The organism is Kribbella sp. NPDC056345 (assembly GCF_042262745.1).
In the GTDB taxonomy this organism is placed as follows: domain Bacteria; phylum Actinomycetota; class Actinomycetes; order Propionibacteriales; family Kribbellaceae; genus Kribbella.
Window position 1 is genome coordinate 1 of sequence record NZ_JBHJQQ010000027.1, and the last position, 12,758, is coordinate 12,758.

20 protein-coding genes are annotated in these 12,758 nt (G+C 67.5%); 5 read left to right on the forward strand and 15 right to left on the reverse strand.

The features are described from left to right. Window positions 1-98 precede the first annotated feature (98 nt). Genes ACFCV3_RS41520 through ACFCV3_RS41530 form a run of 3 tightly spaced genes read right to left on the reverse strand, consistent with a single transcriptional unit; the run spans window position 99 to window position 675 of the window. Window positions 99-377 carry a hypothetical protein gene (locus ACFCV3_RS41520; RefSeq protein WP_376040745.1) on the reverse strand — a complete coding sequence of 93 codons (279 nt, stop codon included), beginning with the start codon at window positions 375-377 and terminating at the stop codon, window positions 99-101. Further along, a complete protein-coding gene (locus ACFCV3_RS41525) occupies window positions 377-502 on the reverse strand; it encodes a hypothetical protein (RefSeq protein ID WP_376040748.1) in 126 nt (41 codons plus the stop codon). Before ACFCV3_RS41525 ends, ACFCV3_RS41520 begins: the two co-directional genes overlap by 1 nt. Continuing rightward, a complete protein-coding gene (locus ACFCV3_RS41530) occupies window positions 502-675 on the reverse strand; it encodes a hypothetical protein (RefSeq protein WP_376040751.1) in 174 nt (57 codons plus the stop codon). Before ACFCV3_RS41530 ends, ACFCV3_RS41525 begins: the two co-directional genes overlap by 1 nt. 182 nt (window positions 676-857) lie before the next feature. On the opposite strand from ACFCV3_RS41530, the gene ACFCV3_RS41535 reads away from it, so the two are divergent. Both ACFCV3_RS41535 and ACFCV3_RS41540 read left to right on the forward strand, forming a co-directional pair. Then, window positions 858-1,739, forward strand: a complete 882-nt coding sequence (locus ACFCV3_RS41535; protein WP_376040753.1) for a sigma factor-like helix-turn-helix DNA-binding protein — start codon at window positions 858-860, stop codon at window positions 1,737-1,739. Then, window positions 1,736-2,611, forward strand: coding sequence for a hypothetical protein (locus ACFCV3_RS41540; RefSeq protein WP_376040756.1), 876 nt, complete (start codon window positions 1,736-1,738; stop codon window positions 2,609-2,611). Before ACFCV3_RS41535 ends, ACFCV3_RS41540 begins: the two co-directional genes overlap by 4 nt. A 92-nt stretch (window positions 2,612-2,703) precedes the next feature. On the opposite strand, the gene ACFCV3_RS41545 is transcribed toward ACFCV3_RS41540, so the two are convergent. The 5 genes from ACFCV3_RS41545 to ACFCV3_RS41565 form a co-directional block, all read right to left on the reverse strand. Continuing rightward, complete coding sequence (locus ACFCV3_RS41545; RefSeq protein WP_376040759.1) at window positions 2,704-2,913, reverse strand: hypothetical protein; 210 nt, start codon at window positions 2,911-2,913, stop codon at window positions 2,704-2,706. A gap of 62 nt (window positions 2,914-2,975) precedes the next feature. Next, a complete protein-coding gene (locus tag ACFCV3_RS41550) occupies window positions 2,976-3,377 on the reverse strand; it encodes a hypothetical protein (RefSeq protein ID WP_376040762.1) in 402 nt (133 codons plus the stop codon). Continuing rightward, on the reverse strand, window positions 3,374-3,700 hold the full coding sequence (locus ACFCV3_RS41555; protein ID WP_376040763.1) for a hypothetical protein: 327 nt from the start codon (window positions 3,698-3,700) through the stop codon (window positions 3,374-3,376). The genes ACFCV3_RS41550 and ACFCV3_RS41555 overlap by 4 nt, the downstream gene beginning before the upstream one ends. Then, window positions 3,697-4,626 carry a tyrosine-type recombinase/integrase gene (locus ACFCV3_RS41560; RefSeq protein WP_376040765.1) on the reverse strand — a complete coding sequence of 310 codons (930 nt, stop codon included), beginning with the start codon at window positions 4,624-4,626 and terminating at the stop codon, window positions 3,697-3,699. Before ACFCV3_RS41560 ends, ACFCV3_RS41555 begins: the two co-directional genes overlap by 4 nt. Then, a complete protein-coding gene (locus ACFCV3_RS41565; protein WP_376040767.1) occupies window positions 4,623-5,021 on the reverse strand; it encodes a hypothetical protein in 399 nt (132 codons plus the stop codon). Before ACFCV3_RS41565 ends, ACFCV3_RS41560 begins: the two co-directional genes overlap by 4 nt. 710 nt (window positions 5,022-5,731) lie before the next feature. Here ACFCV3_RS41565 and ACFCV3_RS41570 point away from each other — a divergent pair. Together ACFCV3_RS41570 and ACFCV3_RS41575 are read left to right on the forward strand one after the other, a co-directional pair. Then, window positions 5,732-5,926, forward strand: a complete 195-nt coding sequence (locus ACFCV3_RS41570; protein ID WP_376040769.1) for a hypothetical protein — start codon at window positions 5,732-5,734, stop codon at window positions 5,924-5,926. A 218-nt stretch (window positions 5,927-6,144) separates the two neighbouring features. Then, a complete protein-coding gene (locus tag ACFCV3_RS41575; RefSeq protein ID WP_376040772.1) occupies window positions 6,145-6,675 on the forward strand; it encodes a hypothetical protein in 531 nt (176 codons plus the stop codon). 60 nt (window positions 6,676-6,735) lie between these two features. On the opposite strand, the gene ACFCV3_RS41580 is transcribed toward ACFCV3_RS41575, so the two are convergent. The 4 genes from ACFCV3_RS41580 to ACFCV3_RS41595 all read right to left on the reverse strand — a co-directional run bounded on the left by ACFCV3_RS41580 (window position 6,736) and on the right by ACFCV3_RS41595 (window position 8,485). Further along, on the reverse strand, window positions 6,736-6,987 hold the full coding sequence (locus ACFCV3_RS41580) for a type II toxin-antitoxin system RelE/ParE family toxin (protein WP_376040774.1): 252 nt from the start codon (window positions 6,985-6,987) through the stop codon (window positions 6,736-6,738). Continuing rightward, window positions 6,984-7,274, reverse strand: coding sequence for a type II toxin-antitoxin system prevent-host-death family antitoxin (locus ACFCV3_RS41585; RefSeq protein WP_376040776.1), 291 nt, complete (start codon window positions 7,272-7,274; stop codon window positions 6,984-6,986). Before ACFCV3_RS41585 ends, ACFCV3_RS41580 begins: the two co-directional genes overlap by 4 nt. Before the next feature lie 90 nt (window positions 7,275-7,364). Continuing rightward, on the reverse strand, window positions 7,365-7,751 hold the full coding sequence (locus tag ACFCV3_RS41590; RefSeq protein ID WP_376040779.1) for a hypothetical protein: 387 nt from the start codon (window positions 7,749-7,751) through the stop codon (window positions 7,365-7,367). Window positions 7,752-7,813: 62 nt separating this feature from the next. Beyond that, on the reverse strand, window positions 7,814-8,485 hold the full coding sequence (locus ACFCV3_RS41595; RefSeq protein WP_376040781.1) for a 2'-5' RNA ligase family protein: 672 nt from the start codon (window positions 8,483-8,485) through the stop codon (window positions 7,814-7,816). A 42-nt stretch (window positions 8,486-8,527) separates the two neighbouring features. Here ACFCV3_RS41595 and ACFCV3_RS41600 point away from each other — a divergent pair, with 42 nt between their 5' ends. Beyond that, entirely contained in the window at window positions 8,528-9,034 is a 507-nt protein-coding gene (locus ACFCV3_RS41600; RefSeq protein WP_376040783.1) for a hypothetical protein, read from the forward strand. Window positions 9,035-9,088: 54 nt separating this feature from the next. Here the strand turns inward: ACFCV3_RS41600 and ACFCV3_RS41605 are convergent, their stop codons facing one another. From ACFCV3_RS41605 to ACFCV3_RS41615, 3 genes are all read right to left on the reverse strand, one after another. After that, on the reverse strand, window positions 9,089-10,546 hold the full coding sequence (locus ACFCV3_RS41605) for a helix-turn-helix domain-containing protein (RefSeq protein ID WP_376040786.1): 1,458 nt from the start codon (window positions 10,544-10,546) through the stop codon (window positions 9,089-9,091). A gap of 2 nt (window positions 10,547-10,548) precedes the next feature. Further along, window positions 10,549-10,896: a hypothetical protein gene (locus ACFCV3_RS41610; protein WP_376040789.1), complete on the reverse strand. Its 348-nt coding sequence runs from the start codon at window positions 10,894-10,896 to the stop codon at window positions 10,549-10,551. Between the two features lie 626 nt (window positions 10,897-11,522). After that, window positions 11,523-12,653, reverse strand: coding sequence for a M48 family metalloprotease (locus tag ACFCV3_RS41615; protein WP_376040791.1), 1,131 nt, complete (start codon window positions 12,651-12,653; stop codon window positions 11,523-11,525). Between the last annotated feature and the right edge of the window lie 105 nt (window positions 12,654-12,758).

Sequence of the window (12,758 nt, forward strand, 5' to 3'; positions counted from 1 at the left end):
GGTGTGCAGCCGGTCCAGCGGCTGCATCGACGACCGCACATAGGCCTGGTTCGGCCCGGTCGTCTCGCGAGTGAGTGTCTTGTTGGTGTGTGTCGTGCTCATGCGGCAGACCTCCCGGTCTGGTGAAAGGCCGGAACACGCTCCGGCCCGAAAGCCTGGGGCGCCGTCTGCTGTGCAGTGGCAGACGGTGCGGGGAGGAAGTAGTGAGTGCTCAGCTCGTCGCGAAGCAGCCACAAGGCATCCGGATCGCCGGTCTCAGCGGCGGTCACGCACGCGTGGGCAGCCGACAGCAGTTCGCCGTACGACTGCCGGACCAAAGCCAGCTCCAGCCGCGCGATGCGCAGCTGGCGCTCGGTCTCCGTCTCGATCGCGGGCATCAGAACAGCCCTGCCAGCCACGACGCTGCGCGGCCGATCTCGGCGCCGAACAGGTTCAGCACGGTGTAGGAAACGCTGACCAGGCACACGTAACGAACGACGTCGAGAGCCATCTCGCGGAGCATCAGAAGATCCCTTGGACCGCGCCGATGAGGGCCCGGACGAAGTCACCCAGGATCGTGTTGTAACCGACGACGCCCAGCGCGACGCCAAGAGCGATGCCCGGCACGTCCGAACCACGATGCGCAGCCGAGTACAGCACCGCCGCGCCCAGGATGATCCACATCGGAATGTCCATCTCAGTTCCTCTCTAGGTCTCTTGGGGGTATCGACTCCCTCAAGGGGGGTTGACTTATCGACCATAAGCGCACGGTAACCGGAAAGGCAATAGGGGTTGATACATCTATTTTAGGAAAGTGGGGTTGGTTCTCACGGATGGCCTAGAGCACTAGACTCGCCAGTAAGGAAGAAGGGGTCTTAATGACTGACACGACCATCGACACTGCTGTGGACTTCGCCGAGATGGTGCGGCTGACCGTGCAGCAGGTTGGAGAGATCGCAGACCCAAGCAGGCGAGCCCGCGCCGCTCAGGAGGCGGTGACAGCGGCTCAGGACGCCACGACCAAGCTCGGACAGCTACGGCGCACCGCGATCACGGCCATGCTGGATGCCGGCCTCACTCAGGCCGACATTGCCCGCACGCTCGATGTCTCACCAGAACGCGTTCGGCAGCTCATGTCCGGTGGCCCCCGTCCGGCCCGGGCGGTTCTGGGCGCGGCCAAGCTCACCGTCGCGATCGGCGGCAAGCATGAGGCCGAAAAGCCACGGGCCGTCGCATCTGTAGAAGCGTTTGCCGCCTATGAGCGGCTAGCCGAAGTGGCGAGAGCACTTGGGTTGGATTGCGGGCACGAGGTCGTACCACCTCCAGGCCTCGTCGACCTGAACCGGGACAACCTGATCGTCCTGGGGTCACCCGCCCGGGTTCCGTTTCTGGCACAGATCCTGCCCTCAGACCCGGCGTACGGCCTCGATGAGGATGACGAAGGTTGGTTCGTTATCGATAAGGCCCGGAACGAGAAGATCTACTCGCCTTCAGACTCGGGGGAGCTGACCGACTACGGCTACGTAGGTCGCCTACCTCGCCCCGATGGGAACGGTTCGTTCCTGTACATCGCTGGTCTGCATGCGCCCGGGACACTCGGCACGGCGTACTGGCTCGCCGACAACATCGACCTCATCTACCGGGAGACCCGGGGCAAGCGGTGGTCAGCACTCGTGAAGGTCGACTTCGACAAGAAGCATCGGCGGCCGGCGGCTACCGGTCTCCTCACCACTATCGCCAAACACGAGGGATCTAAGTGATCGCCACCTGGTGGACGGAACCCGGCCTGCCCGCGAGCCAAAACGAGGACTGGTTCGGCCTGGTCGACATGCCCGACGGAGGCGTAACAATCCTGGTTCTGGACGGGGGAACAGCTCGGACAGAAACGGGCTGCTCCCATGGTGTTGCTTGGTACTCCCGGCAACTTGGAGCATCGCTGCAAAGTGAGCTGCTCAACGACCCTCAGATCTCGCTGGTGCAAGCACTTTCCGCCAGCATCGCAGCTGTCGCCGCACTACATGCCGACACCTGCGACCTCAACCACCCCGGCACTCCTGGTGCCGCTGTCGGAATCGTCCGGCCTATTGGCACCCGCACTTGGGAGTACGCCGTTCTCGGTGACGTGACTGCGGTCTTGGATACCCCCGGCTCACCTACCGTCATCGCAGACACGCGGATCTCAGCATCAGCACGGCTCGAGCGTGACGAAGCCGACCGCTGGCCGATCGGTGCGCCAGAGAAGAACGCGGCCATGGTTGCCATGAAGCACACCGAGTTGGCTGAGCGGAACCAGAGCTACTGGATTGCCGCCGCCGACCCAACCGCTGCACAGCACGCCTTGACTGGGCAGGCAACCGACGTAGCACGGCTGGCGGTCTTGACCGACGGGGCAGCTCGCGCGTGCACATTCGGCTTGATGGACTGGGAAGAACTACTTCAACTTCTGGATCAAGACGGCCCGCGCAAACTCGTTCAAGCTGTTCGCCACGCAGAAAACGCTGACCCGGCGGGCACTCGTTGGGCACGCAATAAGAAGTCCGACGACGCCACCGTGGTCTATGCGAAGGACAGGCCGGCCAACCTCTCAAACACTCCGCTGGGCAGAGTCCAGCTCAAAGCGTTCCTCCGGTAGATCCCGCACACAGTTCGTGCATCCAGACGTCAGGGTGCGCACCGCTCAAAGGCGGTGCGCACCCTGTTCTCTGTCTGGCACCAGCACGGTAGTTAGAGCACGTCGGCCAACGGTTGAGGTAGGACTCTGTGCAGCGGGCAGTTCTCGTCGATGACAACGACAATTTCGCCTGAGTCGCCGTGCTCGGCAGACACCTTGCAGAGGCAACCAGCCTTCGAAGCTTCGGTCGTTCCGGGGTAGAGGCCACGTCGAGCAAACGCGATGGCGATCGGCTGCTTCTCGTCTTTGCTCGATACATACATGCGTCCAGTCTGCTGGGGCCGGGTAGCCCGACTCAAATGTCGTACGCCGCGTCAGACGGCGGTCATACCGCGCCGTGGCCGTGGTCGGGTGTGGGCTGGCCGCACACCCAGCCGGTGGCGTGGGTGGTGACGGCGGGGCGCCATCCGGTGCGGGTGAGTTCGTCGACGACGGCCGCGGGCAGTCGTTGTGGGTGGGAGTCGAGGACGTCGCGGGCCAGCTGGCCGGCCAGGATCGGGCCGTCGCCGCAGACCAGGCAGACCACGATGTAGACGGTGTGGGGCTGGCAGTGCCCGCAGTGCCGGGTGACGGTGATCCGGCCGGGGTCCTGGTCGCTGGTCGACCACCAGGCGGTGCGCAGTTCTTCGCGCAGCCGCGCGGCGCTCGCGTCGTCGTCGAGGGTCGTGTGGCAGGTCGGGCAGGCGGGCCGGTGCCGCACAGCGGGGCGGGATCCGGTGGTGGTCATGGCGTGTTGCCTCCAGTGCTGAGCTCGAGCTGCAGGCCGGTGGTGAGGCAGCGGCGGCACGGCCGCCAGTCGGGGACGTCGTCGGGGTCGACGAAGAACCAGCCGCGCCCGCTGCAGCCCATGCAGGCCCGCCGGGGACGCTGGCGCTCGTCGACGATCGTGAAGAGCCGGTGGATCTCGCGCAGCTGCTCGCGCCGTACGTCGGTCAGCTCGGGCCAGGCACCGGACAGGCCGATCTTCGCGGGCAGGCCGGCCTCGAACGCGGCCATCGCGGCGTCCAGGTCGGCGATCTCGGCATCGGTGGCCGGCGGTTTCGTCTTCACGCGCTCCTCCTGGTCGGCGTCGACGTCGTCCGGCCGCGGCGGCGTTGCCGGTCCCGGAGTTCGGCGTCGGCCGCGGCGTCGGTGTGCTCGGTGTAGATCAGCGTGGTCTGGAGCTTGCGGTGGCCCAGCCGCTTCTTGACCGTCAGCAGGCTGACGCCGTCCTTGATCAGCTCGGTGGCGTGGGTGTGGCGCAGCTGGTGCAGCTCGAGGTCGTCCTCGCCGGCCAGGTGCCGGTAGTACGCCCACGCGGCCTGCGCGGTCGCATAGGTCAACGGCCGGCCGTTCCAGTTGCGGGCGGCACGGAACAGCGGCCCGTGCGTCCAGCCGGTCTCGCGCAGGTACCGCCGGGCCAGGTTCACCACGCGGGGGTCGTCGAGCAGGAGCGTGCGGACGACGCCGCCCTTGCCGTGGATCAGGACGTGTTCGTCGCCGGGGGTGAGGTCCAGGTCCTCGATGTAGATCCCGAGGCCTTCGCTGATCCTGATTCCGGTGGAATCGAGCAGCTCGAACAACAACCGGTCGCGCAGGTTCTTCTTCGGGATCTGGTCGATGACGCGCCGGACCCGCTTCGGGTCGACCGGGCGCGGGACGCCGTCCGGTACGGCGACCCGGTCGAAGCGGTCCATCGGGGAGGCCTCGATCAGGTCGTGGCGCACCGCCCAGCGCAGGAACGCCGCGACCGCGGCCTGCTTGCGGGCCCGGCTCGACTGCTTCAGGTCGGCGATCGCGGCCGACCACGACCGCAGCACGCCGGCGTCGACCGCTGTCACGTCCCCGTCGGTGTGCTGCGCGAGCTGGGTCAGGTCGCCGCGGTAGGCGCGGATCGTCTGAGCGGACTTGCCGCCGAACTCGTAGTCGGCCAGGAAGTCACGGACCTGACCAGTCATCGCGTGCCCGGGTTCGAGCACGAGCGCAGCCGGGCTCACCACGGCCGCCGTACGACGTCGAGGGTTGAGGTGTTCACCGCGGCGCGGGCGGTGGTGATGATGGGGCCGTGGGCACCAAGCGCCGCTGCCCGGCCTGCCGTCGGGTGCTGCCGGCCGACGCGGATCCGCGCCGCCGCTACTGCAGCCCGGCCTGTGTGGCCCGGGCCTACCGCGCCCGGCGCCGCAGAACGCAGGCCTTCGACGAGGCGATCGCCGCGATCGACCAGCTGCGCGGCACCGCCCACCCGGACGCCCCGGAGGTCGGCCGGGTCTGCCCCGGCTGCGGATGGCGGTTCTACCCCGGCGGCGGATCTCGGCATCGTGCCGACGCCCGGCACTGCTCGCCGCGCTGCCGCCAGCGTGCCTCGCGAGCTCGCCGGCGCGCGGCCAACCATGACGCTGAAGCGTGACCGGGTCGCGGTGGTCCAGCAGCTGCTTGAGCACCGGGCGGTCGTCGACGAGCACCTGGCCGACGTCGCCGGCAGCACCGCCGGACGGCGGTGAGCACGGCGGCCGGCCTGCGCGGACATCACGAGCGGGGACATGCATCGACGGTAGGACGCGCAGCCGACGCTTCGGCGGCGCACGCGCCCTGCGAACCAGTGATAACGGGCAATTCAGGGTGGCGGCCCGGCCGGGCGTGTCGAGGCCGGTTCAGGCGTGAATACGACGGCTCGATCCCGCACACCTTCTGCTCCACCAGGGGTAATGGCCGTTACCACAGGTTCGGCAGGTGCCCTGGAGTACGAACGGGTCACGCTGCCTCGCATGTTCAGCTACGCCAGGCTCAGGCCAGGCCGGCGGGAGTTGCATTCCCGTCTGAGCGGGCCCAAATAGGGGGTGTGGGCCGACACGGCCGACGTCCCACCGCCGCGTCGATGCGGACAGAAGGGTTGTCCACATCGCTCGACGCGACGTTAACCATCGCCGCGGTACAAGCTGCTGCTGGCATCGAGAAGTTCGGTGCCAGCTGTCACAGACCACCCACCCACGAGGGCCCTATTTGTAGTGAGGGACCAGAAAGGTGTGGGGGGCCCGTTGCACCGGGCCACCCCACAGGAACAACCCCGGATCCAGCGCAGACCAGAACAGGAGCGTTCACACCATGAGCGTAAGCACGGCAACACCCGGCGGACCACCGCCGCGACCCGACCAGCTCGTCCTGGCCACCACGGCACTCACGTACGCCGTACTGGCCGTCTTCACCTTCACCGGCCACGAGGTCGCCGCCGGCCTGGTGATCGCCACCTGGCGGATCGCTGCCTACATCCTGCGGCACCACGGCCCTGGCCCGGAGTAGGAACATCTGAGCTCGTCGCGCCCGGCGATTCCGCCGGAATCAGAGCCGCCGGACCTTCCAACAGATTTTCGGGGAGTCCAAGTTGGCACTCCCCGAAACGGTGGGCCAGGCGTGGGACCGGAGTGCCAAGTTGGCACTCTCGGGAGGCCGCAGTCCGGTCAATCTGTCCGGCAGCCATGCCTGGCGCTATACCGCGGTGATAGGTCAAGGTCATCCCCATGATCGAACTCATCGCCGCGGGGATCTCCGTGGTTGCACTCGTCGTATCCGGCTTGTCGTGGCGGGCGACCCGCCAACAAGCCGTCGAGGCCCGGCGATCGCGGGAGCTGATGGAAGAGCAGCACCACCAGCAGTCCAAGCCGGACATCCGCGTGACATTCGGCGACGTGCCCGAGCAGGGCTGGATCCCGATCGAGGTCTGGTGTCCGGTTCCCTTCGACTCAGCAAAGCTCACCTTGCCACGGGAGTACCACAACGGGATGTTCGCCGGCTTCGGTCCAGGCCCAGTGGACCCGAACCGCCTCGAGTACAGCTTGACCTTCGACTTCCCGGCCACCGCCGCCGGCACGACGGTCTCGTGCGGACTGTGGGCCTTCCAGCCCAGCGAAGTTGTTGGGCACCCGTTCCGCCTCCTATGCGAGATCCGATCCGGCGGCCGACCCTGGATCTACACGATCGAGCACACCTTCCCGGACATCGCAGCGGAGCTGAACAAGGCGATCTGGGCCCGGCGGCCCGGCAACCAGTGACCGGGCGCCAACCCGGTGCGGTGCGATTCTCGGGGCCTCAGACCATGCTGGCGAGACCGGTTATCCCGGTGAGCGGCCAAGCGACCACACCCGCACCGTGTCGTCGCTGACCTCGTACAGCACGCGGTAGTCGTCGATGTGGAGGCGGTAGAACAGGCTGTCGCCCATGTGGGAGCTGCCGGGCGGCTCGGGGTCGCGGGCCAGCCCGTTCACGGCGTTCCGCACCCGGCGCGCCATCAGCCGGTCGGTCGCGAGCAGATCCTTGTAGCCGGCCAGATAGGCGGGCTGGAAGGTCAGGTTCCGCTGGCTCACCGCTGTTGGTCCGCAGCCTCAGCCTCGGCTTCCATCACATCCATCATCTGCTGGGCGTCCTCGTTGCTGATCCACTCCGCACCGGTTGCCCGGATCGCCTCGACCTCAGCCAGGTCTGCAGCGTCCTGGAGCGCCTGATAGTGCGCGAGCCGTTCCGCGGAGATCACCGCGGCCGCGGGCTTGCCGTGGTCGGTGATCATGACGGCCTTGTGCCCGTAGCGGGCCTCGTTGACCATCTCGGCTGTGCGCTTGTTCGCCTCAGTCATCGTGTACGTCGTCGTCGCCATACCCACCAGCATAATCGGGAAATTCCGGAATTTCCCGATTATCGCGGATCGTCGTGCGATCGCTCCCGGCCGACCACCGTGGTGTGTTGTCTATTTGGCGTGCAGGATGCGGGCCTGAGCGAACCAGCACTGCGACAGCGTCGGGTAGCCGTAGTCCGCGACGAGGCCGTCCAGGTCCGGGGACACGATCACCTGCAGACCTCGGGCTGCGCCGTCGAGCCATTCCTGGGGGTGCTTGACGTCGAAGGTCCCTGCCAGCAGCGGTTTCGGCTGCTCGATCTTCACTTTGCCGTCGCCGTCGGGGAACGCGTCGCGGCGGACGATCTCGATGTCGTAGGGCGTGATGATCAACGCGACCAGGTCCGCGGTCGGCAGCTGCGCGCCGTGCTTGAGCATCTTCGTGAAGCCCTCGGCTCGCAGGTCGATCCCGCCGGTGATCGCCTCGGACTCGTCGACCAGCACGCTGGAGGTCGGCATCGCGTGCCCCGGGTAGGCCCGGTGCCATGTACCGGGGTTCATGGGGGGAAGCGGCTCGTCGCTCACCGCGCCGTCCCTGCGGTTTCGTCGTGGACCAAGTCGCGTCGGCCGGTCAGATCGACCGTGTGCAGGGCCTTCCAGCTGAAGGTGCCGGCGGCCCGGTCCTGGTCGACGGCCAGCAGGTGCACCTGGTCGACAGTCAACGTGACAGGAGTCGGCCGGTAGCCGTTGACGGCCCTGATCAGCGGGTCGGAATCGGCATCGGCCAGGCCGTAGCCGGCCGACAGGTGAGGCACGGGGGCGTACTGCTGCTCCGGTACGGCGTCCGGACCGAGTGCCTCGGCAACCGCGGCCCGGACGCGCTGGTTCAGCGCGGTGAACAGCGGCGTCGGTGGCTCGGTGTAGATCGTGACGCCGTGGACACCGACCACGCCGTGTACCGCGGTCAGCTCGAACGGTTCGACCGGCCCGGCCTCTGCATCCAGTGCGGACTTGAGCGCGGCCAGCTGGTCGTCGGTGATCTCGGTGACGTGCCGGTCGATCAGCTGGACGGTGTAGTGCAGGAACGCCCGCGGCTGCAACGACACCAGACCGGTCTCGTGGTGCGGCTTCATCAGCTGCTGGTAGGCATCGGCCATCGCCAGCACCTCAGGCGGCGGCAAGACGTACACGTGCAGCAACCCGTCCGGGCGGCGCCAGTCGGCGGCCTTCACGTCTCCGAAGAACGGTTTCATGCCTCCCACCCTGTCCCACCCGCCGCCACTACGCTGAGCGCCATGCCTGACGCGCTCGTCTACGGACTCGTTCCTGCCATCGCAGTCTTCCTCGGCATGGTCGGCTGGGGGGTCATGAACTACCTGACCGAGCGTGCCAAGCAGCCCCAGGCCGGCGCCGGCGCTGCTGCAGTACAGGAGCCGTCGGCCGACCGGCTGGCCACCAGCTACGCCGACGGCCAGACCTGGTACCGCCTGCTGCAGACGTACTTCACCGAGCAGGCCAACAGGCAACGGGCGTCGGGGACCTTCGAGGCCGCCCAGACCCGGCTGGACGATGCGCAGGCCCGTTTCCTGGCCGGCCTGAACTACCTCAGCGTCTGCACGTTCGGTCCCCTGCATGCTGTGGTCACCGACCTGATCACCCACGTCGACCAGCTCCCCGACTCTGGCGGCTACCCCACCAGCCCGGGTCACCAGGAGCGTGTGAAGAAGTTCCTTGCCGAGTCCGACCAGCTGCTGGCCACCTACCAGGCCGCGGCCCGCAGCGAAATCGTCGAGACCAAGTAACCGTGAGCACGAGAGCCGAACGACGGCTCGCGCGGCGGTGCCGTACGCCGAGGATCAGCCTTTGAGGTCGGTGGTGACCAGCGACAGCAAGGCCTTGAAAACTCCCTTCTTCTCCCGGGGCCGTCGGTGCTTACCCCGGCTGTCGTCGGTGGCCGACATGCCGCTACTCGCCTCGATCTGGGAAGCCTCGGGCGCCTCCGTGATTTCGGGGTGAGGTTCGGGCAGCGGGTGTCTGTCGTCCTTCGGCGCTTCCGCACCGGCGACCTCAAATGTCCAGACGGAGGAGGCTGGGATCATGACGGTGACTACGTGCGTGAAGACCTCACCGTTTGCGGTCGACAGCTGGAACTCCAAACTGATCTTGGAGTCGGTGGGCACCTCACGGGTACCAGTCCAGATCGCGATCTCGAAGGCGTGCTTTCTCGCCAAGGGCGGCAACGGGGCAACCGTCGACGGGCGCATGTCGTGAAACGGGCCGACGGTGATCCCCTGGACGTGTTCGGGCCACTGTTGGGTCCGCACCATTCCGGACACGACATCCCGGTCGAACAGCGTGATCTCCACCAGGTAGATGGGGGCGCCGTAGCGGCTGCTCAGCCGCGGTGAGTAGACCGGGACTCCGGGTTCCAGCACCGGCATCCGCCTCGACCACGCACGCTCCATGCACTGGGCGAACAAGCGCGTCTCGCGCGGGGTCGCGCCAAGGGCGATCACCAGCTCGTCCAGCCGACCCGGCCGCATCTTCGCGCTCAGCCAGTGCTGCAGGGTGGATTTGCTGATCCCGCTGACCGCCGCCATCTCCCGAAGCGAGCTGTAGCCGGCGCGGCCGGCCAGCACCCGAATCGCGGTCGCCAACATCTCGGGGGTGTCGGAACGCTGCAGCATCTGGCTGAGGGAAACCGAGGGACCATCCGGAGCCAGGTCCATGGCCGCCCGCTCCCGTTCAGCCGCGAGCCGCCGGGGCTGACTGAACCCGTCGACCTTCAAGACCCGCGAGTTGGCCGGCCGGAAGGCACCCGGCGACCGGGTCCTCGTCACGGTTGTGGTTGTCGCTCTGATCCCAGAAGGCACTACCTGCGGTCGATCAGGAGCAGCAGATGCCACCCGACCGGCGATCGCAAGCGGAGCAGGAAGAACCTGCTCCGGAGCGGGGGTCGTCACCGCAGCGGACGTCGGCGAGGCGGACGTCGGCACGGACTTGGGGTTCTTCTTGGCTTCGCGCTGCTGGCGTTTGTACTCGACGTCGGCGGCCTTGACGGTCTCCCACATCCTCGTCCAGTCATCGAGCTGGGCCACTCCGCAGCCCTTGGCCCACGACAGCACCAAGTCCTTGTGCGGCATACGTCGGGCGTTGCACACCCGAGACAGGTAGCTGGGCTGGTAGCCCATCACCGTGGCGAGATCGGCGAGGCGGAGTCCGGCTGCCTCCCGAGCCTTCCGCATCTCGTCCGCGAGCGGGACGAGGTGCGGAAGGGCATCGGCGGCAAGCGGGGCCTCGGGGCGGCCCGCCACAGTTACTTCGCCGGACGGAACAGCAAGCTGTTACCCGGCACACCGATCGAGACGATCCTGGTCCGTGCGAACAGCGACAGCAGCACGACCTGCACCAGGCCGGGCCGGCCGCGGCCAACGGATTCGATCTTCGGCCGGGCCGGCGTGAGACCGGCCGTCAGGTGGCGGGCGGCCCGCGCACTGCCCAGGGCGACCGCGGTCGCGAAGGCCACGACCACAGGCAGCGGGTAGCCGAGGATCAGCAGCATGGTCGCGCCGGCGATCGTAGTCGCGTAGCTGAAGCCGCGCAGGATCAAGATGACGAACAGGCGCGGCGGCATCTTGGCCCGCCCGCCTGGGGGGTCCGGCATCGCCGGGGGTGTGGTGACGCGCACTTCGGTGAACCTCGTTTCGAGTCGTGTCGGCCGGGTGGCGGCCCGGCCGTGGCATAGGTGTTCGGGATGTCCTCGTCGCGGCGACCGATGTGTGTTTGGCGCACACCACCACGCGGAACAAGGACATTGTGCTCGTGCGCGACGCGTCGATGCTAGGCAGCAACCGAAGCTGGAAGTTTCCTAGTTAGGGCGCCGATCAACGTTGGACAGCACCACGAGTTGCCCCCTCATCGTGGGAGATCACCTGCCGCTCAGCGGTAAACAACAGCGGTGGTTGTTTCGACTATCCCCGTCGTCAAGGCCTCTGACCTGCGGAAACGTCGTCCGTACCCAGGGTTTTGTCCGAGTCTGTCCACTTTCGAATTGTTTCCAGATATTGGTGGCCCATCCTGTACTCATCGCCGCGCAGGGTTAAGCCTCTGCAAAGGTGTGATCGCGAGTCGTGTCCTGGCATAGGTGCACTCGGGACCTCGGGCCTCCTCTTTGGCGGAGGGGGCCCACCCCCAACTTGAGCGAGTCCGATCTCGCACCCAGCAACGCCATGAAGCCCCCGACCTATCCGGTCGGGGGCTTCGCACATGCCCTACTCCGTCACCGGCAGATCAGTACGGCGGCTGGTGGCCGTGCCGCGGTGCAGCGTTCAGCTGCTCCTCGAGGGCCTGTAGGCGGGCGGACTCCAGCGGCTGGGTGCCCTTCATGCCCGGCTTCAGCGCGGCACCGGATCGGGCGTTGCGGTCGTGCTCGCGGCCGGCGAAGACCTGCGCGAGCAGTACGCCGTACCCGAGCTCCAGGGCAACGCGGTCGGTCATCGTCTCCTGGATCCGGGTGAGGAACGGGACGACGACCGGGGCCAGGAACGGCGACAGCAGCGCCCACGGCCACCAGCTGTCCCACCCAAGGAAGACCCCGACGCCGACGATCCCGATCAGCATCACGGCCAGCAGGACCTTGGCGGCGACGTTGAGGAAGCGGGTGCGCCAGCAGAACACGGCCACGTGGCCGGCCAGCCGGGCGGGCAGGGTGAGCCAGTACAGCAGCAGCGACGGCACCCGACCGAGGACCAGGTGGTGCGCGAGCTCGTGCGCCAGCACGGCCTCCAGGTGCGGCCGCGGGAGGTTGTGGATCGCCCAGCTGGTCACCGCGATGCTCGATCCGGCGACCGCGTTCGGCGCGGTCGCTTCCGGGCCTTCGTGGACCCACAGCGTGTACGCGTGCGGGTTGACCCGGGCCGCCGTACAAACCCCGAACCAGGCCAGACCGAGCTGCTGCAGCTCCTGGTTCGATGGTTTGCGCAGCCGGTAGATCCGGGTCGCGAGCAGCTGCTCGAGCCGCGGCCACACGGCCACCGCGGTCGCCGTACCGACCCAGGCGATCATCAGGGACCAGAACACCTTCGGGCCTGGTCTCCCGGCCCACGTGACTGCGAGCCAGCTCCACCAAAGCCAGGGCAGGGAGATCCCGAGCTCGACCCACGCGGACGGTTTCAGCTGCCGTACGGCGCGGGCGGCCTTCTCGATCGCGGGGCGGACGATCGAGGCTGGCCGCGACGGCAACTGCTGCGGGACGTACTGCTGCTGCGGGACGGCGGGCCAGTAGGGACCGGCTCCTTGTGGCTGCTGGACCGGGTACGGCGGCGGCCCGGGCATCGGCGGGCCTGACTGGTACGGCGGCCCGGCCGGCGGTTGCTGGGTGTGCTGATGGTTCGGGAAGTTGTTGCTGTTGGCCCCGTTCATCACTCGACGGTAGACACACCGGCGCCGGTTTCGACAGGCGTTTTCCCGCGTTTGCATCTTGTTGCAGAACCCGGGAGTTCCGGTATCAGCCGACGGTGGCCGGCC

Excerpts from the sequence above, each read along its gene's own strand:
- ACFCV3_RS41520 (WP_376040745.1), bottom strand. The coding sequence starts at position 377 with ATGCCCGCGATCGAGACGGAGACCGAGCGCCAGCTGCGCATCGCGCGG.
- ACFCV3_RS41590 (WP_376040779.1), bottom strand. The coding sequence starts at position 7,751 with ATGCCGACCTCCAGCGTGCTGGTCGACGAGTCCGAGGCGATCACCGGC.
- ACFCV3_RS41530 (WP_376040751.1), bottom strand. The coding sequence starts at position 675 with ATGGACATTCCGATGTGGATCATCCTGGGCGCGGCGGTGCTGTACTCG.
- ACFCV3_RS41565 (WP_376040767.1), bottom strand. The coding sequence starts at position 5,021 with ATGGTTGGCCGCGCGCCGGCGAGCTCGCGAGGCACGCTGGCGGCAGCG.
- ACFCV3_RS41595 (WP_376040781.1), bottom strand. The coding sequence starts at position 8,485 with ATGAAACCGTTCTTCGGAGACGTGAAGGCCGCCGACTGGCGCCGCCCG.
- ACFCV3_RS41545 (WP_376040759.1), bottom strand. The coding sequence starts at position 2,913 with ATGTATGTATCGAGCAAAGACGAGAAGCAGCCGATCGCCATCGCGTTT.
- ACFCV3_RS41535 (WP_376040753.1), top strand. The coding sequence starts at position 858 with ATGACTGACACGACCATCGACACTGCTGTGGACTTCGCCGAGATGGTG.
- ACFCV3_RS41550 (WP_376040762.1), bottom strand. The coding sequence starts at position 3,377 with ATGACCACCACCGGATCCCGCCCCGCTGTGCGGCACCGGCCCGCCTGC.
- ACFCV3_RS41615 (WP_376040791.1), bottom strand. The coding sequence starts at position 12,653 with ATGAACGGGGCCAACAGCAACAACTTCCCGAACCATCAGCACACCCAG.
- ACFCV3_RS41525 (WP_376040748.1), bottom strand. The coding sequence starts at position 502 with ATGCTCCGCGAGATGGCTCTCGACGTCGTTCGTTACGTGTGCCTGGTC.
- ACFCV3_RS41585 (WP_376040776.1), bottom strand. The coding sequence starts at position 7,274 with ATGGCGACGACGACGTACACGATGACTGAGGCGAACAAGCGCACAGCC.
- ACFCV3_RS41610 (WP_376040789.1), bottom strand. The coding sequence starts at position 10,896 with ATGCCGGACCCCCCAGGCGGGCGGGCCAAGATGCCGCCGCGCCTGTTC.
- ACFCV3_RS41575 (WP_376040772.1), top strand. The coding sequence starts at position 6,145 with ATGATCGAACTCATCGCCGCGGGGATCTCCGTGGTTGCACTCGTCGTA.
- ACFCV3_RS41600 (WP_376040783.1), top strand. The coding sequence starts at position 8,528 with ATGCCTGACGCGCTCGTCTACGGACTCGTTCCTGCCATCGCAGTCTTC.
- ACFCV3_RS41570 (WP_376040769.1), top strand. The coding sequence starts at position 5,732 with ATGAGCGTAAGCACGGCAACACCCGGCGGACCACCGCCGCGACCCGAC.